This window comes from Actinoplanes sp. NPDC020271, assembly GCF_044388125.1.
GTDB lineage: Bacteria > Actinomycetota > Actinomycetes > Mycobacteriales > Micromonosporaceae > Actinoplanes.
The window spans coordinates 210,163-227,503 of record NZ_JBIRWQ010000014.1 but is presented as its reverse complement, the minus strand read 5'-3'; the positions used below and the strand labels follow the sequence as shown (position 1 = coordinate 227,503).

Here is a 17,341-nt window from a genome sequence, read left to right as displayed (position 1 = left end):
CGTCACTCCCACTCGATGGTGCCCGGCGGCTTGCTCGTGACGTCCAGGACGACCCGGTTGATCTCCCGGACCTCGTTGGTGATCCGGTTCGAGATCTTGGCAATCAGGTCATACGGCAAGCGGGACCAGTCGGCGGTCATCGCGTCCTCGGAGGAGACCGGGCGCAGGACCACCGGGTGCCCGTAGGTCCGGCCGTCGCCCTGCACGCCGACGCTGCGCACGTCGGCCAGCAGCACCACCGGGAACTGCCAGACGTCACGGTCGAGACCGGCGGCGGTGAGCTCCTCGCGGGCGATCAGGTCGGCCTCGCGCAGGATGTCGAGCCGCTCGCGGTCGACCGCGCCGATGATCCGGATGGCCAGCCCCGGGCCCGGGAACGGGTGGCGCTGGACCATCGCCTCCGGCAGCCCCAGCTCGGCGCCGAGGGCGCGCACCTCGTCCTTGAAGAGCGTGCGCAGCGGCTCGATCAGCGCGAACTGCAGGTCGTCGGGGAGACCGCCGACGTTGTGGTGCGACTTGATGTTGGCGGTGCCGGTGCCGCCGCCGGACTCCACCACGTCCGGGTAGAGCGTGCCTTGGACCAGGAACTCGATGTGCCGCTCGGCGTCCAGCTCGCGGGCCGCGGCCTCGAACGTCCGGATGAACTCGCGGCCGATGATCTTCCGCTTCTGCTCCGGGTCGGTGACGTCCTTCAGGTGGCCGAGGAACTGCTCCTCGGCATCGACGACCACGAGGCGGATGCCGGTGGCGGCGACGTAGTCCTTCTCCACCTGCTCGCGCTCGCCCGCGCGCAGCAGGCCGTGGTCGACGAAGACACAGGTGAGCTGGTCACCGATCGCCTTGTGGACCAGGGCCGCGGCGACCGCGGAGTCGACACCCCCGGAGAGGCCGCAGATGACCTGCTTGTCGCCGACCTTCTGCCGGATCAGCTCGACCTGGTCGTCGATGATGTTGCCGGGCGTCCACGTGGGCTCGATGCCGGCGATGTCGTACAGGAAGCGCTTGAGCATTTCCTGGCCCTGGACGGTGTGCGCGACCTCGGGGTGGAACTGCACGCCGGCCCGCTTGGTCGTCACGTCCTCGAAGGCGGCGACCGGGGCGCCCGGGGTGGACGCGGTGACCATGAAGCCGGACGGGGCGACCGCGACGCTGTCGCCGTGGCTCATCCAGACCGGCAGGTCGGCCGGGAGGTCACGGAGCAGGGCGCCGCCCTGGGCGGTGAGCAGAGTCCGCCCGTACTCCCGGGAGCCGGTGTGGGCGACGGTGCCGCCGAGCGCCTGGGCCATCGCCTGGAAGCCGTAGCAGATGCCGAAGACCGGCACGTCGCTGTCGAACAGGCCGGCGTCGAGCACGGGCGCGCCCGGCTCGTAGACGCTGGAGGGGCCGCCGGACAGGATGATCGCGGCAGGGTTCTTCGCCAGCATCTCGGCCACCGGCATCGAGTGCGGGACGATCTCCGAGTAGACGCGGGCCTCACGGACCCGGCGGGCGATCAGCTGGGCGTACTGGGCGCCGAAGTCGACGACGAGGACGGGACGCGGGGTACTCACCCGGCGAGTTTACCGGCGTCTTCGAACCCGGAACGCGACGAGGGGCCGCTCCTTGCGGAGCGACCCCTCGTCATGGCGGTGCGTCAGGAGCGGGTGTACGTCCGCGTCGCGGAGTAGGCCGCGTTGCCGGCCTTGTCGTACGCCACGACCTGGAGCTTGAAGCTCTTCGGCTGCTTGGCCGTGTTGACCCCCAGCACCCACGGGGAGCGCGTGTCGGTCGCGACGACCTTGCCGTTCACGTAGACGACGACCTTGGCGATGCCGGTGGTCGAGTCGCTGGCGGTGGCCTTGATCGTGATGGTGCCACGGACCTTGGCCTTGTTCGCCGGCCAGCTGGTGACCGTGAGCTTCGGCTTGCTGTTGTCGACGATCAGCTGGCGGTAACCGGAGTAGCCGACGTTGCCGGCCTTGTCGGTCACCTTCAGGCGGATCGAGATCGGGCCGTTGAGCCCGGCCGTGTTCAGCTTCGGGGCGAAGGCCGGACCGGTGTAGGACCAGCCGGCGAACGCGCCGTTGCGCTGAACCTCCACGACCCGGATGCCGCTACCGGAGTCCTTCAGACCGCTCGGCGTGATGGTGACCGTGCCGCGGACCACGGTGTTCTGCGCCGGGAGCGCCCGGGAGACGGTGGGCGGCGTGGTGTCGGTGCCGAAGTTCAGCGCCTTCGCCGCGTCGACGATGCCGTAGGCGTTCCAGTTCCGCGTGCCCTTGCGACCGGAGCGGATGATCGAGCTCCACAGGCTCCAGCCCGAGTACTCCGGGTGGACCGACTGGACGAGCGCGGCGATGCCGGACACCAGCGGCGTGGAGAACGAGGTGCCCTCCAGGCCGTACGCGTACTGACCGGTGTTGGACATGCCGGCGGTGACGGCCGGGGCGGACACGTCCACCCAGCTGCCGTAGTTGGAGAAGCTGACCTTGTAGTCACCGGACTTGCTGGTGTCGGTACCACCGACGGCGAGCACGTCCGGCAGAGCGGCCGGGTACGACTTCTGCGTGGTGTTGTCGTTACCCGCGGCGGCCACCACCAGGACACCCTTGGCGTTGGCGTAGGCCACCGCCCCGGCCAGCGTCTTGGAGTAGCCGTAGCCGCCCAGCGACAGGTTGATGATCTTCGCGCCGTGCTGGGCCGCGTAGATGATGCCCTGCGAGACGTCCGAGTCGTAGCCGTCGCCCTCGTTGCTCAGCACCTTGACCGGCAGGATCTTGCACTGCCAGCAGACGCCGGCCATGCCCTCACCGTTGTCGGCGGTCGCCGCGATGAGCGAGGAGACCACGGTGCCGTGCGGGAAGACGCCGTCGTCGCTCGGGTCGCTGTCGCCGTTGTAGAAGTCGTAACCGGGCAGGACCTTGCCCGCCAGGTCACCGACCGGTGACACCCCGGTGTCCACCACGGCGACCGTGACGTCCGATCCGGTGGTGGTGGCCCAGGCGGCCGGCACGTTGAGCCGGGAGAGTTCCGTCTGGTGGCCCTGGGAGTAGAGCGGGTCGTTCGGCGGGATCGCGGACGTCTTGCGCTTGACGTCCAGCTCCGCGTACGCCACCGAGGGATCCTGGCGCAGCGCGGCCAGGGTGGAGCTGACCCGGCTCTGCGGGACGGTGAGCGACTTGGCTCCGAGCGCGGCCAGCAGTGCACCGCGCGCCTGGCCGTTGACCTCGGCCTTGCGCAGACCGAGAGCGTCCAGGCTGGACAGACCCGCCTTGGCGTCGTATCCCGCCCTGAGTCCGATCAGCACCCGCACCGGAGTGTCGGCCGCCGTGGCCGGCGCACTCGCGGCGGCACCGGCGGCCGTGATCAGAGCACTGGAGATGAGGCCGACGGTCAACCGCCGGACTGAACGGTTCATGTGTGGTTGCCTCCCCGTTGGCGATCGCCGCATATTGACGAAATCGCCCAGTGAACATACTGGCGATCTTCCATTTAGTAACCCCCCTTTCAGTCACCTTCGGACTCGACGTTGAGTCGGTGCCGTCACGTCCTCTAGGGTTCCGCCCATGCGGAAGAGCAGGATCACCTGGTCGGTGATCGCCGGAGTGATCATCGCCGTGCTCACGGGGCTAGGAATAGCGATTGCCGTCAATAGCGACACTCCGGGCCCCACGGCGGCGCCCGACACGTCGCCAGTGACGGAGAACACGGTCGCGCCCTCCGCGTCGGCCTCGCCGGCGCCCTCCCCCGGCGCCGACCTGACCGGCCCACTGGACCTGCTGCTCGCCGGCGTCGACACGCGGAACAAACAGCCGGACTGGGAGCCGCACTCCGACGCGATCATGCTGCTGCACGTGGAGCCCGGGCTGAAGTCCGCCTACCTCTACTCACTGCCACGTGATCTCCGGGTGCAGATCCCGGCGTACAAGAAATCCGGTTTTCCCGGCGGGAAACACAAGATCACCGAAGCGATGGCGTACGGGTCGAGGGTGCCCGGCAAGAGCACCAAGAACGTCCAGAACGGGTACGAGCTGCTCACCAGGACGATCAGCAACTACACCGGGATCAAGACGATCCAGGCCGGGGCCATCCTCAACTTCGGTGGCCTGGATCAGCTCGTCGACGAGCTCGGCGGCATCGACATGACGATCGACCAGAAGGTCAAGTCGCGGCACCGCCGGCCCAACGGCAAACTGCGCACCCTGTCCGGCCACGACTTCACCGGGCCGCAGGCCGTCTACCTGCCCGGCAAGCGGCACCTGGAGGGCTGGCAGGCGCTCGACTACGCCCGCCAGCGGTACGGGCTGCCGAACGGTGACTACGACCGGCAGCGCCACCAGAGGCAGATGGTCAAGGCGATCCTGGACAAGGCGCTCGGCCAGAACCTCAGCGACGCCGCCAAGCTGCAGTCGCTGGTCACGGCGCTGGGCAAGTCACTGGTCACCTTCGGCGGGCGGCAGCCGGTGGAGTACGCGTACGCCCTGCGCGACCTCACCCCGGCCACCATCACCTCGGTCCAGCTCGACGGCAGTGGCGTCGGCAGCGGCAGCGGTTACCTCGGTGAACAGCTCACCACGGAGGCCCGCGGGTTCCTCACCGCGGTCGCCAACGGGAAGATCGCCGCATATCTGAAGGCACACCCCAAAATGGTCAGCAAGGACTGACCGTAACCTCGTCGTATGGGACGACGGGGCTACGCACTGGCGGTAACGGCGGCTCTGCTCATCGGCGGGTGCACCGCGTCCGCGGCCCCGGAGTTCCGGCCGGGGGCGGACGGGGCCGGCGACCCGTACTTCCCGAAGTACGGCAACGGAGGGTACGACGTCGCCGGATACGACCTCGACCTGCGCTACGACCCGGCGACCGGGAAGCTCGCCGGCCGGGCGACGATCACCGCGACCGCCACCCAGGACCTGTCCCGCCTGGACTTCGACCTGGCGCACCTGAGCGTCACGGCGATCACCGTGGACGGCGTGGCCGCGACCAGCCGCGCCGACGGGACCGAACTGGTCGTCACGCCCGCCACCGGAATCCCCGACGGGCGGAAGTTCACCGTCGTCGCCGAGTACGGCGGCACCCCCGACCAGCTGGCGAACAAGACCCTCGGCAACGGCGGCTGGTTGCGGACCGAGGACGGCGGGGTCGCGCTCGGCCAGCCCGAGTCGGCCAGTACGTGGTACCCGGTGAACGACCACCCGTCGGACAAGGCGACCTTCACGCTCGCCATGACCGTGCCCGACGGACTGGAAGTGATCAGCAACGGGGTGCCCGGGGCGCGCGACACCAAGGACGGCTGGACGACTTGGCGGTGGGCGGAGGCATCGCCGATGGCGAGTTACCTGTCCACTGTGGTGATCGGTCGGTACCGGATCGCCACCGGCACCCACGACGGCAAGCCGATGATCATCGCGGTGCCCGAGTCGTTGCCGGAGAACGGGCCGGCCGCGCGATCACTCGCCCGCACCGGGGAGATCACGGACTATCTGGCCGGCGTGTTCGGGCCGTACCCGTTCGACGCCAACGGCGGGGTGATCGTCGACGACGACCGGATCGGGTACGCGCTGGAGACACAGTCCCGGCCGGTCTACGGCAGCACCTTCTTCGACCAGGTCAACCCCGGGGTGGTCGCGCACGAACTGGCGCATCAGTGGTTCGGGGACTCCGTGGCGCTCGACCGGTGGAGCGACATCTGGCTCAACGAGGGCTTCGCGACGTACGCGGAATGGTTGTGGTCCGAACATGATCACGGCAAGACCGTGCAGCAGCAGTTCGACACGACCTACGCCTCGGTCGACTGGACCCAGCCGGCGGGCGATCCCGGCCCGGCCCGGATCTTCGGCGCCGCGGTCTACGAACGCGGGGCGCTGGTCGTGCACGCCCTGCGGAGGACGATCGGCGACGAGGCGTTCTTCCGGCTGCTGACCACCTGGGTCAGCGAACACCGGGACGGCAACGGCGACACCGCCCAGTTCATCGCCACCGCGGAGAAAGTGTCCGGAAAGGATCTCGACAGCTTCTTCCAGGCCTGGCTCTACGCACCGAAAAGGCCGCCGGCCCCGTGAATCCGGGAGCCGGCGGCCTTGTCGAACGAAAGCTCAGGCGCGATCCAGGACCAGCGCGACCTTCTGGAATTCCTTGACGTCGCGGTAACCACACTTGGCCATCGCCCGCCGCAGCCCACCGAACAGGTTCAGCTGCCCGTCGGCCCGATCCGCCGGACCGTAGAGCAGCTGCTCCAGCGACCCGTCGGGCTCACCGGCGATGCAGAACCCGCCCCGCGGCAGCGCAGGGTGGCTGGCCGCCGAGTGCCACCAGGCGCCACCGGCCGGCGCGCCCTCGGCCAGCGACAGAGGCTCGCCCAGCATCACCGCGTCGGCGCCGCAGCCGATCGCCTTGGCGATGTCGCCGGAGGTGGCGATGCCGCCGTCGGCGATCAGGTGCACGTACCGCCCACCGGTCTCGTCCAGGTAGTCACGGCGGGCCGCGGCCGCGTCGGCGATCGCGGTGGCCATCGGCACCCGGATGCCGAGCACGGTGTCGGTGGTCGACCACTCGTCCGCGCCGACGCCGACGATCACGCCGGCCGCGCCGGTGCGCATCAGGTGCAGGGCGGTCTTGTAGTCGGTGCAGCCGCCGACGATGACCGGCAGGTCCAGGTCGGCGATGAACTCCTTGAGGTTCAGCGGCTCGTCGGTGGTCGAGACGTGCTCGGCCGAGACCAGGGTGCCCTGGATGACCAGCAGGTCCACACCGGCGTCGAGGATCACCGGGGCGAGCGCGAGCGTGTGCTGCGGCGAGACCCGGACGGCGACGGTGACGCCACCCTCACGGATCTGCCGGACGCGCTCCCCGATCAGCTCCGGCTTGATCGGCTCGGCGTAGACCTCCTGCAGACGCTTGGTCGCGTCCGCCTCCTCGTCCAGCGAGGCGAGCTCTTCGAGGATCTTGGTGGGGTCCTCGTAGCGGGTCCAGAGCCCCTCGGCGTTGAGCACGCCCAGGCCACCGAGGCGGCCGAGGGCGATCACCGAATCGGGGCTCTGGGTCGCGTCGGACGGATGCGCGACGCAGGGGATCTTGAACGGGTACGCGTCGAGCTTCCACTCGGTCGAGACGTCGTCGACGTCCCGGGTCCGCCGGCTCGGCACGATCGCGATGTCATCCAGGTGGTAGCCGCGCTGGGCGGTCTTACCGAGGCCGATCTCCACTACGTCGCGCATGGCGTCCTTGGCTTCTTTCTAGCGGGAGTGGTAGTTGGGGGCTTCGACGGTCATCTGGATGTCGTGCGGGTGGGACTCCTTGAGCCCGGCCGCCGTGATCCGGATGAGCTGACCCCGCTCCTGAAGATCGGGGATGGTCTCCGCGCCCACGTAGCCCATGGCCGCGCGCAGCCCGCCGATGAGCTGGTGCGCCACCCTGGACAGAGGACCACGATAGGGCACCTGACCCTCGACGCCCTCGGGCACCAGCTTGTCCTCGTTCACATCCTGCTGGAAATAGCGGTCCTTGGAGTAGGACTTCGCCTGACCCCGCGACTGCATCGCCCCCAGGGAACCCATCCCCCGGTACGACTTGAACTGCTTGCCGTTCATGAAGATGAGCTCGCCGGGGCTCTCCTCCGAGCCGGCCAGCAGGCTGCCCAGCATCACCGTGCTGGCGCCGGCCACGATCGCCTTCGCGATGTCGCCGCTGTACTGGATACCGCCGTCGCCGATCACCGGGACGCCGGCCGGTGCGCAGGCCCGGTTGGCCTCCATGATCGCCGTTATCTGCGGCACGCCCACGCCCGCGACGATGCGCGTGGTGCAGATCGCGCCCGGGCCGACCCCGACCTTGACCGCGTCGGCGCCCGCCTCGACCAGCGCCTTCGCACCCGCGTAGGTCGCCACGTTGCCGCCGATGATGTCGATCGCGACGTCCTTCTTCAGGCGGGCGACCATCTCCAGCACGGCCCGCTGGTGGCCGTGCGCGGTGTCGACGATCACCACGTCCACCCCGGCGTCGACCAGGGCGCGGGCGCGCTTGTAGGAGTCGTCGCCGACCCCGACCGCCGCGGCCACGCGCAGCCGGCCCTGCGAGTCCTTCGCGGCGTTCGGGAACTGCTCGGACTTCGTGAAGTCCTTCACCGTGATCAGACCGCGCAGATGGCCGCCCTCGTCGACCAGCGGCAGCTTCTCCACCTTGTGCTTGGCCAGCAGCTCCAGTGCCTCGTCCTTGTTCACCCCGACCCGGGCGGTGATCAGCGGGGCCTTGGTCATCACGTCGCGGACCTTGGCGTCCAGGTCACTGACGAACCGCATGTCGCGGTTGGTGACGATGCCGACGAGCACACCCTGGGCGTCGACCACCGGGGCGCCGGAGATCCGGTAGCGCCCGCAGAGCGCGTCGACCTGACGCAGCGTGTCGTCGGGGCCACAGGTGATCGGATTGGTGATCATGCCGGACTCGGACCGCTTCACCAGGTCGACCTGGGCGGCCTGGTCCTCGACCGAGAGGTTGCGGTGCAGGACACCGATGCCACCCTGGCGGGCCATGGCGATCGCCATCCGCGCCTCGGTGACGGTGTCCATGCCCGCCGAGAGCAGCGGAATGGACAGCTCGACGTTGCGCGTGAGGCGCGTGACCGTGTTCACCCGGCTCGGAACCACGTCGGACTCGCCGGGCTGCAGCAGCACGTCGTCGAAAGTCAGACCGAGGGGAACAGTGCGAGCGCTGTCAGTTTCCACAGATCATCCCTAGACAAGAGGCGGAGTTCATCATCCTACCCATCCCGGACGGGGCACCCGGGCGGCGGACAGAACGTGCGGGCCAGCACACTCCGCCGGGAGGTGAGTACGGTATGGGGGTGCAAGAAGAGCCGATCGACCCGTTCAACGGCGACCCCGCCGACCCGGCTGCGGAACTCGACGACCTCAACGAGGACGCCGAGAACGAACCGCTGACCGAGGACGAGCGGCAGGACGTCCTGGAGGATCTCTCCGACCTGGAGATCTACCAGGCATTACTGAGCCCGACCGGCATCCGCGGCCTGGTCATCGAGTGCGAGGACTGTCACGAGCCGCACTACTTCGACTGGGACCTGCTCCGCGGCAACCTGCGCCACTTGCTGAGCAGCGGACGCCCGCGGGTGCACGAGCCGGCCTACGACCCCGACCCCGACCACTACGTGACGTGGGAATACGCGCGTGGTTACGCCGATGGCGTACACGACACCCTCACCGAGGGCAGCGACGACGACTGACCGCTTCACCCGTCCCGACCCTGAAGATCAACTTCAAGATCTTCAGGTCCCGTCTCCGCTGCGGTCACCCTCCGCCGCTCCCGCGGGGACCCTTCCGGCCCTCGCAGGGCCGTGGCCGGCCCAGAACGCGAGGCCCGCAAGGGCGATCTCCGCGAGTGGGCGCGGCCAGAGCAGCAAACCCACTTCCAGCGTCCGCCGGCATCCGGCCCGCGCTGCCGCGCCGGGTCGGCGGCGATGAGCACCCGCGAGCCAGCCCCGCCGTCCGGAGCCCGCGAGCTTGTCAGTTGGTGACACAGGCAGCGCGCTCCCGGTCCCGGCCGGTTCTCACCGTCGTTGTTCGTGCCTCGTGAACAACGACGAGAACCAGCCGGAAGAGTGCGGCGCGCCGCGGGCGTGACCCGTCGGATCGGTCGCGGACTCCCGGCCGGGGGACGCGCACAGGCGGGGCAGACACCGTGGACGGGTTTGTTGCCCTGACCGCGACCACCCACGGACGTCGCCCTTGCGGGCCTCGCGTTCTGGGGCGCCCCGCGCCCCTGCGAGGGCCGGAAGGGTCCCCGCGGGAGCGACGGTGAAGGACCACGGCGGACGCAGGCAATGCAGAAGTTGATCTTCGGGCGGCGAAGCCGTCGATGAATCCGCCGGTGGAGATGCCTCCACCGGCGGATCTCAAGCGACCAGACCCGCTCGGAAACCGGCCGCCACCGCGTGCGCCCGGTCGCGTGCGCCGAGCTTGCGGAACAGCCGGCGCGCGTGGGTCTTCACGGTGTCCTCGGAGACGAACAGCTCGCGGCCGATCTCGGCATTGCTCTTGCCGTCGGCCATCCCGCGCAGAACCTGCAGCTCACGCTCGGTCAGCGTGAGCCGGCGGCCGGCCGGCTGAGCCTCGCCCATCTCGTTGCCCGGCCAGGCCACCATCGGCCGGCCGGTCGCCGGGTCGATCGGGGCGTCGCCGCGCTGTGCCGGGACCATCGGCGCGTTGGGCCCGAGCATCGCCGGCACCGCTGCCGCGTTGTGTGCGCCGACGCCCAGGCCGTACTGCCCGCGGGTGGCGGGTGAGTTGTTGTTGCGCATTCCGCCGGCCACCGTGGCCGGCTGCGCGTTGCCGTTGATCGGCATGCCCTGCGGGCGCACCGGCAACAGCAGCAGGAGCAGCGCCTTGGCGACGACGCTGACCAGGTCGTGCTCGACGCCGCGGATGACGCCGCGGGCGCCGGCCGCGACGGCCGCCGCGGCGACCCTGGGGTCTTCAGCGCCGAAGAGCACCACTTGAGCCTGTGGCGCGCGGGCGAGCACGCGCCGGGTGAAGCCGACGCTGTCGGGTCGGGTCACGGCGGTGTCGGCCAGGACCACTTCGGCCGGCCGTTCCGCCAGTCGGATCATGGCCTCGGTCTCGCTGACCGCGGTCCGGACGACGCCGGTCATGCCGAGCCGGGCCGCGGTGGACGCGACGGTCTGGGCCGCCAGCGGGGTTCGGACGCACACGAGGACGGTACGCACAGTGATCCTCCTTCTCTCTCAGAGGAGATCACGCGAGGGCCGCAGCATTACGCGCTTTAGATGGAAAAAACGGGAAAGAAAGGTATGACTTGCCCCCTCTTTGCCACTGCGCTCGGAGAGACATCGACATGGTGCGTGTGAGCCGGCGTTGACCGGGGTACACCCGCGTGAGGCCCCTCTCGGGCCCCCATGTCGACCAATCCGCGGTGCCGCGCGGTGAGGAGGGTGTTGATGTCGAACGTTCGCAGGCTGCCGGGGCCCATCGCCGATCTCTGGGACTGGCAGCGCCTGGGGCTCTGCCGGGGCCGGGACAGTGCGCAGTTCTTCCACCCCGACGGCGAGCGCGGTTCGTCCCGCAATCGCCGGGAGGCCAAGGCCAAGACGATGTGCGGCGCGTGCCCGGTACGAGCCGAGTGCGCCGCCCACGCCCTCGCGGTGCGCGAGCCGTACGGGGTGTGGGGAGGGTTCAGCGAATCGGAGCGGCTGCGGCTGCTCGCGGTCGGCTGGGAGGATCTGGCCGATCGTCACGGACGAGTCGACCTGGCCCGGCTCGAGGCACGCCTCGGCCGGCCCCACAAGTCGGCGGTGCCCGCACAGCGGCAAGCACCGGCGGCCTGAGAACGCCCGGCACGCGGCATCACCACACGACTGGCGACACGGTCCTCCCCGGGGGGCCGTGTCGAGTGGTTCAGCGGTTCTTCAACCGCATTGGTGGACATGCAACCCACCGTATGAGCGACTTGCGTTTTCGAGTCGGACCGAAAGTGCGGCTTTCAGCTAGGTGACGGAGACCGTCACCCGGTGCCATCCCGTCGCCCCGTCCGGAGCCGGATCGGCGGCCTCCGACGTCTGTGTGTACCCGTCCAGATCGGTCGCCCGCACCCGCAGCTCGTGATCACCGGACGTGGCCGTCCAGGTGTGTGTCCACTGCCGCCAGGTGTCGTCGGAGACCGCCGGCGCGAGCGTCGCCGTCTCCCACGGACCGTCGTCGACCTGCACCTCGACCTTGGCGATGCCGCGGTGCTGGGCCCAGGCGACGCCGGCCACCACGATCGGGCCGGCTTTCTTCGAGGCACCGTCGCGGGGCGAGTCGATGCGCGACTCGGTCTTGATCGGGCCCTGGGCCGACCACCCCCGGGGCACCCAGTACGCGTCGAAGTCAGCGAATCGAGTCAGCTCGATCTCGGTGATCCACTTGCAGGCCGAGACGTATCCGTAGAGTCCGGGAACGATCATCCGCGCGGGGAAGCCGTGCTCGACCGGCAGCGCCTCGCCGTTCATCCCGATCGTCAGCAGCGCGTCCCGCCCGTCACGCAGCACGGCGGTCGGTGTCCCGCACGTCCAGCCGTCGGCCGAGCGCTGCACCGCCTGGTCCGCCTCGGGCAGCGGGTCGGCCTCGTCGAGCAGCGCCTTGATCGGCGTGCCGAGCCACAGCGCGTTGCCGATCAGGTCGCCGCCGACCTCGTCGGAGACGCACGCGATCGTCACGTAACGCTCGACCATCGGGCGTTGCAGCAGCTCGGCCCAGGTGATGGTGATCGGGTTGCGGACCATGCCGTGGATCCTCAGGGTCCAGTCGGCCGGGTCGACCTGCGGCGTGATCAGGGCGGTGTCGATGCGGTAGAAGTCGTCGACCGGCGTCACGTAGGGCACCGCGCCCTCGACCTGGGCGCCGGCCGGAACGACCGGGGCCGGCCCGGTCGCGGCCGGAAGGGTCAGGTCCTGCCGCGCGGCGCTGGCGGCCCCGCGCGAGGTGAGCCAGCGACCGGCCACCCCACCGCCGGCGGCGACGGCCGCGACGATCCCGACCTGTTTGAGGAAGGTGCGCCGGCTCTCCGCCTCGACGACGCCGGGCTTGTCGGCGACACGCAGCAGATGGCGCAGCACGAGGAACGCCAGGGCCGCACCCAGCACGGACGGAAGCGCGGACCCGGTCCCCGCGTTCGGCCTGGTCACAGCGGCGGCCGCGCCGATCACGCCGAACAGCGCGATGCCCGCGGCGGCGAGCGGCCACGAGCGCCGGGCGAGCACGCCCACCCCGAACGCGTAGAGCGCGAGCAGGATCGCGGTCCCGCTGAGCAGGGCGGTCTTGTCGTGCGTGCCGAACACCGCGATCGCGAAGTCCTTCACCCCGGGCGGCACGTGGTCGACCACCACCCCGCCGACCGCGACCAGAGGCGCCGAGCGCGCCCCGGCGAAGACGGCGAGCAGCTCCGCCACCCCGAGCGCGGCCGCGGCCGCCGTCACGCCGGCGAGCCCGGCCCGGATCGATGTCCTCACCGCGCCATCCTGCCTCGCCGAACGGGAATTCAGCCGGCTCGTAAGCGCTTCGTAAGGCGATATACGCCATATCCGGCGCCGGCGGCGAGACCGAGACTGACCACGGCGATGCCGATCGCGATGCCCCGGTCCTCCGACTCCAGCGCCGCGTCCAGGGACATCAGCAGGCCCAGCCCGCCGCAGAGCAGAACGACCACGCCCAGGATGACCAGCAGCGTGATCAGCACGCCACGGCCGGTCCGGGCGGCCACCGGCGCGGGACTCGCGGGCGGGCGCGGCGCGGGGATCCGGGACGGGTCGCGCGCCGGCATGGCGATCCGCAGCTCGGGGCTCACCCGGGTGTCGAGCGCGGTCACCACGGCGTGGCCGTTGGCGAACAGGGTCGGCTCGACGTGCACCTGGATGCCGTCGTGGCCGATGAACCGGCGGGCGCCGTCCGGCCACGCGAGCACGCCCGAGCAGCGGTCGAACCGGACCGTCACCAGGTTCTCCGGGTCGACGGCGCTGACCCCGTCCTCACCGGCGATCAGGTGCCGGTCGGGGCGTTCCAGCGACGGGTACGACGTCCCGTGCACCGCTTCCGCCGACCGCTCCGGCGCCGGGACGTAACCGGCCCATTCGGGTGCCGTCGGCCCCGGCGTCATCAGCAGCCCGTCGGCGACCGCGGCCCGCCCCACCTCGGCGACGTCCCCGGGGGTGATCGCACGCAGCTCGGCCAGGACGGTCTCGAGGCTCTGCGGTTCGCGCCCGGCGAGCAGCCCGAACGCCATACCCGGCAGCCGGGCACCGGCCTCGTCGGCCCGGGTGAAGTCCTCGCAGTGCTGGTTGACCACGGCCGTCACCTCGGCCGGGTCGACCCGGCCGGCGCGGACCGCGGCCAGCACGTCGAGGAAGCCGCCGAGCACCGCTTCCTGCCTCTCCGGCAGCGCGTCGGCGAGCGCCGTCAGCACCGCCGTGCCGTCGCCGCGCGGGTCGTAGTCGGTCTGCACGGTGTAGGAAAGGCCGCTCTCCTGTCGCAGCGAGCGGAACAGCGCGCGTTCCAGCACCCCGGCGAAGACCGACGCGGCCGGCCGGCGGGGCACGACCGCGTCCCAGGCGACGACATTGGCCGGGCCCTGGAAGAACGCGGGCCGGACCGGAAGGGCCGACGACGGTGCCGGGGCCGGGCGGCGCTCGCCGTCCGGCAGGGTCAGCTGCAGCCCGGCCGGCACGTCCGGCCCGGCGATCCACAGTGCCGCGTTCTGCTTGGTGAACCAGTGGGCCACCCAGGCGCGCAGGTCGTCCGGGGTGAGCCCGGTCAGGCCCCACTCCGGGTAGGCCGGCATGCCGTAGTCACGGGCGCCGTACCGCCACAGCGGCAGCCCGTCGGTCGCTCCCTCGGCCCGCCCGTTCTCCTCGGTCCGCAGGATCTCCTTCTCCACCGGCAATCGCTGCATCGGCAGGTCGGACAGGCCGGCGCAGACCCCGTTGAGGAACTTGACGATGTCCGCCTCGGCGCCGCGCATGTGGAAGTAGGTGTGCTCCACCCCGGTCGCGCCGTTGTAGTGGTAGTCGGCCACCCCGAACGAGTGCAGCGCGAGGTGTTCGACCAGGTGCGTGATCCCGCGCTTGACCAGCGGCTCGTCGGCCAGGCCGACCCGGAACGCCAGACCGGCGTGCATCGGCCCGGTGGTGGGGGCCAGCAGCGTCGGCACCCCGTCGACGTCGAGTCGTCTGATCATCAGCGGTTCGCCCACCTCTCCCGCAACTCCCGCACGGCGAGCAGCACGTTGCGGCCCAGCACCCCGGCGCCGGCCAGGCAGGCACCGACGAACAGGAAGTTCCGCGCGGCGCCGTCCCCGGTGACGATCCGCCGGATCTCCCAGCCCGCCACGGCGATCAGGCAGAGACCCAAAGGCAGAAAGAACAGGATTTGCGCGTACGGGCTGATCCGCTCCCGCGCACTCGTCTCCGGCCGGGGCGGTGGCTGCGGGATCCGCTCGGCGTCCCGGGCCGGCATCTCGATCCGCCGGTCGGCCGGCACGCGCGCGTCCACCTCGGCGGTGACCCGGGCGGCGTCGCGGAACAGCGCCGGTTCGACCCGCGCGACGATCGCGTCCGGGCCGATCAGCTGGCGGGCGCCGTCCGGCCAGGCGAGCACGGCGACGACCTCGTCGTACCGGACCGTCGCGGCCTCGCCGCCGATCACGTGGCTCACCCCGTCCGGTCCGCTGATCAGGTGGTGCCGTGGGTCGCGGATCGCCCGATGCCCACGGCCGGTGACCGGCGACTCGGAGTGGGTGGGCGCGGCGGTGTACCCGGCCCAGCCGGCGCCGGTGCCGTCCGGGGTCATCAGCAGACCGGCGTCGTACGCCGCCACGGCCACCTCGGCCACGTCGGCCGTGGTCACCGCGCGGACCTCGGCGACCGCCTCCGCCAGGTCCTTGAGTTCCCGGCCGGCCAGCAGGTTGAACGCGAGCCCGGGCAGCCGCCCGCCGCGGGTGTCGGCCTCGGCCAGCCCGTCCGCGGTCAGCCCGATCACCGTGGTCACGTCCTCCGGGTCGATCCGGCCGACGCGCATCGCGGCGAGCAGGTCGATCAAGCCACCGAGGGCCGCCTCGCGTTTCTCCGGGAGCGCGTCGGCGTACGCGACGATCCGCGCGCTGCCCCCGGCCCGCGGCTGGTAGTCGGTGCGGACCGTGTACGAGATGCCGTCGTGCTGCCGCAGCTCGCGGAACATCTGCCGTTCCAGCACGTTGGCGAAGACCGCGGCCCGCGCCTCGCGGTCGACCACCGCGTCCCAGGCGACGTCGCTGTCCGCCCCGCTGAACCAGGCCGGACTGGCCGGCAGCGCCGAGGAGGGTGTCCGGGCCGGCTGCCGCTCGCCGCTGGGCAGGTGCAGCTTCAACCCGTCCGGCACCTTCTCGCCGGCCACCCAGAGCGCCGCGTTCTCCCTGGTGAAGTACCGCGCGATCCAGTCGAGCAGCTGGTCCGGGCCGATCCGGTCGAGACCCCACTCGGGGTAACCGGTCAGGCCGAAGTCGCGGGCGCCGTGCCGCCACAGCGCGAGCGGGTCGTTGCCGCGCCCGTCAGCGCGCACCCGGGCCCGGGCCTGCTCGATCCGCCCCGGGTCGGGCTCGCGCAGCGCGTCGCAGACCGCACTGAGAAAAGCGGTGATCTCGTCGGCCGTGCCCCGCACGTGGAAGAACGTGTGCTCGGCCCCGGTCATGCCGTTGTGCTGCTGGTCGGCGGTGCCGAGACCGTCCAGCGCGAGGTGCTCGACCAGGCGGGTGAGGCCGCGCCACGGCAGCGTCTCGTCGGCCACGCCGACCCGGAAGGCCAGGCCGGCGTGCATCGGACCGGTGGTCGGCGCGAGCACGGCCGGCACGCCGTCGACCTCGAGCTGAGTGATCATGCGGGGACCCCGGCCGGCAGGGCACGGTTCCGGTACTGGCTGATCACGGTGACCGGATCGCCGATGTACTCCCACGGCCACTCGCAGCCCAGGTCACCCAGCGCGGTGAAGAGCGAGCCGACCGCCGGCATGTCGTCGAGCAGGGCGAAGACCGCGGCGAACGTGTTCATCACGCCGACCCAGCCGTGCGTGCGGCGGAACTCCGGGTGCCAGACCGAGCGGCGCGCCGCGTCGTACACCTCGCTGCGGGCCGGGTCCATCCGCAGGTAGGTGAGGTTCCCCGGACTCTGCAGATCCAGCCAGTGCTCGAGGTGCACCTCGGCGATCAGCACGGCGTTGTGCGCGCCGGGCGGGACGGCGCCGGCCGCCTCCCGGGCGAACGCGTGCGCCCTCTCCCAGCTGCCGCTCCACTTCGGACACAGCTGCTGCAGCAGCTGCCGCTGTGCCGGCAGGTGATGCGGGGCCACCTCGGCGAGCCGGTCGTACCGCCGGCGGGCCTCGGACTGCCCCAGCTCGAGGCCACGGGCCGTGGTGATCCGGGTCGTCCACAGCGCCGGGTCGCCCGGGGTCCGCGCGGTCGCGCCGATCAGCATGATCTCCGCTCTGCGGAGCAGGTCGTGGAAGGCGGCGAACTGCTCCGGGCTGACGTGCGACGCCCGGTAACCGGTCCGGATCTTCCAGGCCTCGACGATCAGGTGCTGCCCGAGCATCGCGGCGGCCGCGCTGTCGGCCGGGTCCGCGTCCAGCACCCCGCGCAGGAACTCCTCGCGCCCGCCGGCCTCGGCCCCGGAACGGATCAGGGAGTCACGCTCGACCGGCTCGGCCGCATCGAGAAGTGCCCGGGCGGCGGCCCAGTCACGGGCGTCGAGGAGGGAGCGAAGTTCGGTGATCTTCGGGTACGCGGCGGCGGGGTCCAGTACCGGGTGGTGCGGGGGCATGCGCGGCAGCAT

At 71.1% G+C, this 17,341-nt stretch carries 13 protein-coding genes; 4 read left to right on the top strand and 9 right to left on the bottom strand.

Annotated features, from left to right (window positions below):
* Positions 1-2: 2 nt before the first annotated feature.
* Together guaA and ACH442_RS28805 are read right to left on the bottom strand one after the other, a co-directional pair.
* Positions 3-1,550 carry a glutamine-hydrolyzing GMP synthase gene (guaA, locus tag ACH442_RS28810; protein WP_396341224.1) on the bottom strand — a complete coding sequence of 516 codons (1,548 nt, stop codon included), beginning with the start codon at positions 1,548-1,550 and terminating at the stop codon, positions 3-5.
* Positions 1,551-1,633: 83 nt separating this feature from the next.
* Positions 1,634-3,397, bottom strand: a complete 1,764-nt coding sequence (locus ACH442_RS28805; protein WP_396341223.1) for a S8 family serine peptidase — start codon at positions 3,395-3,397, stop codon at positions 1,634-1,636.
* A 148-nt stretch (positions 3,398-3,545) separates the two neighbouring features.
* Here ACH442_RS28805 and ACH442_RS28800 point away from each other — a divergent pair, with 148 nt between their 5' ends.
* Together ACH442_RS28800 and ACH442_RS28795 are read left to right on the top strand one after the other, a co-directional pair.
* Positions 3,546-4,643 (top strand): LCP family protein, encoded by a 1,098-nt coding sequence (locus tag ACH442_RS28800; RefSeq protein WP_396341222.1) that lies wholly within the window; start codon positions 3,546-3,548, stop codon positions 4,641-4,643.
* Between the two features lie 15 nt (positions 4,644-4,658).
* Positions 4,659-6,041, top strand: coding sequence for a M1 family metallopeptidase (locus tag ACH442_RS28795; RefSeq protein ID WP_396341221.1), 1,383 nt, complete (start codon positions 4,659-4,661; stop codon positions 6,039-6,041).
* Positions 6,042-6,074: 33 nt separating this feature from the next.
* Here the strand turns inward: ACH442_RS28795 and ACH442_RS28790 are convergent, their stop codons facing one another.
* Entirely contained in the window at positions 6,075-7,196 is a 1,122-nt protein-coding gene (locus tag ACH442_RS28790) for a GuaB3 family IMP dehydrogenase-related protein (RefSeq protein WP_396341220.1), read from the bottom strand.
* Between the two features lie 18 nt (positions 7,197-7,214).
* Positions 7,215-8,702 (bottom strand): IMP dehydrogenase, encoded by a 1,488-nt coding sequence (gene guaB, locus ACH442_RS28785; RefSeq protein ID WP_396341219.1) that lies wholly within the window; start codon positions 8,700-8,702, stop codon positions 7,215-7,217.
* Between the two features lie 119 nt (positions 8,703-8,821).
* Here guaB and ACH442_RS28780 point away from each other — a divergent pair, with 119 nt between their 5' ends.
* On the top strand, positions 8,822-9,217 hold the full coding sequence (locus ACH442_RS28780) for a DUF5319 domain-containing protein (protein WP_203739646.1): 396 nt from the start codon (positions 8,822-8,824) through the stop codon (positions 9,215-9,217).
* Positions 9,218-9,886: 669 nt separating this feature from the next.
* On the opposite strand, the gene ACH442_RS28775 is transcribed toward ACH442_RS28780, so the two are convergent.
* Positions 9,887-10,717 (bottom strand): response regulator transcription factor, encoded by an 831-nt coding sequence (locus ACH442_RS28775; protein WP_396341218.1) that lies wholly within the window; start codon positions 10,715-10,717, stop codon positions 9,887-9,889.
* A gap of 231 nt (positions 10,718-10,948) precedes the next feature.
* On the opposite strand from ACH442_RS28775, the gene ACH442_RS28770 reads away from it, so the two are divergent.
* On the top strand, positions 10,949-11,335 hold the full coding sequence (locus tag ACH442_RS28770) for a WhiB family transcriptional regulator (RefSeq protein WP_014687836.1): 387 nt from the start codon (positions 10,949-10,951) through the stop codon (positions 11,333-11,335).
* A 159-nt stretch (positions 11,336-11,494) separates the two neighbouring features.
* Here ACH442_RS28770 and ACH442_RS28765 read toward each other — a convergent pair whose 3' ends face one another.
* Genes ACH442_RS28765 through ACH442_RS28750 form a run of 4 tightly spaced genes read right to left on the bottom strand, consistent with a single transcriptional unit; the run spans position 11,495 to position 17,329 of the window.
* A complete protein-coding gene (locus tag ACH442_RS28765; protein WP_396341217.1) occupies positions 11,495-12,997 on the bottom strand; it encodes a molybdopterin-dependent oxidoreductase in 1,503 nt (500 codons plus the stop codon).
* 29 nt (positions 12,998-13,026) lie between these two features.
* The gene (locus ACH442_RS28760; protein WP_396341216.1) at positions 13,027-14,718 is read right to left on the bottom strand and encodes a M16 family metallopeptidase; all 1,692 of its coding nucleotides are present in this window, start codon (positions 14,716-14,718) and stop codon (positions 13,027-13,029) included.
* Positions 14,718-16,391, bottom strand: a complete 1,674-nt coding sequence (locus ACH442_RS28755; RefSeq protein ID WP_396341215.1) for a M16 family metallopeptidase — start codon at positions 16,389-16,391, stop codon at positions 14,718-14,720. The genes ACH442_RS28760 and ACH442_RS28755 overlap by 1 nt, the downstream gene beginning before the upstream one ends.
* Positions 16,388-17,329, bottom strand: coding sequence for a hypothetical protein (locus ACH442_RS28750; protein WP_396341214.1), 942 nt, complete (start codon positions 17,327-17,329; stop codon positions 16,388-16,390). Before ACH442_RS28750 ends, ACH442_RS28755 begins: the two co-directional genes overlap by 4 nt.
* Between the last annotated feature and the right edge of the window lie 12 nt (positions 17,330-17,341).

What these genes read in the sequence shown, in the direction of transcription:
- ACH442_RS28790 (WP_396341220.1), bottom strand. Translation starts at nt 7,196, where the DNA reads ATGCGCGACGTAGTGGAGATCGGCCTCGGTAAGACCGCCCAGCGCGGC.
- ACH442_RS28795 (WP_396341221.1), top strand. Translation starts at nt 4,659, where the DNA reads ATGGGACGACGGGGCTACGCACTGGCGGTAACGGCGGCTCTGCTCATC.
- ACH442_RS28760 (WP_396341216.1), bottom strand. Translation starts at nt 14,718, where the DNA reads ATGATCAGACGACTCGACGTCGACGGGGTGCCGACGCTGCTGGCCCCC.
- ACH442_RS28805 (WP_396341223.1), bottom strand. Translation starts at nt 3,397, where the DNA reads ATGAACCGTTCAGTCCGGCGGTTGACCGTCGGCCTCATCTCCAGTGCT.
- ACH442_RS28755 (WP_396341215.1), bottom strand. Translation starts at nt 16,391, where the DNA reads ATGATCACTCAGCTCGAGGTCGACGGCGTGCCGGCCGTGCTCGCGCCG.
- ACH442_RS28770 (WP_014687836.1), top strand. Translation starts at nt 10,949, where the DNA reads ATGTCGAACGTTCGCAGGCTGCCGGGGCCCATCGCCGATCTCTGGGAC.
- ACH442_RS28800 (WP_396341222.1), top strand. Translation starts at nt 3,546, where the DNA reads ATGCGGAAGAGCAGGATCACCTGGTCGGTGATCGCCGGAGTGATCATC.
- ACH442_RS28750 (WP_396341214.1), bottom strand. Translation starts at nt 17,329, where the DNA reads ATGCCCCCGCACCACCCGGTACTGGACCCCGCCGCCGCGTACCCGAAG.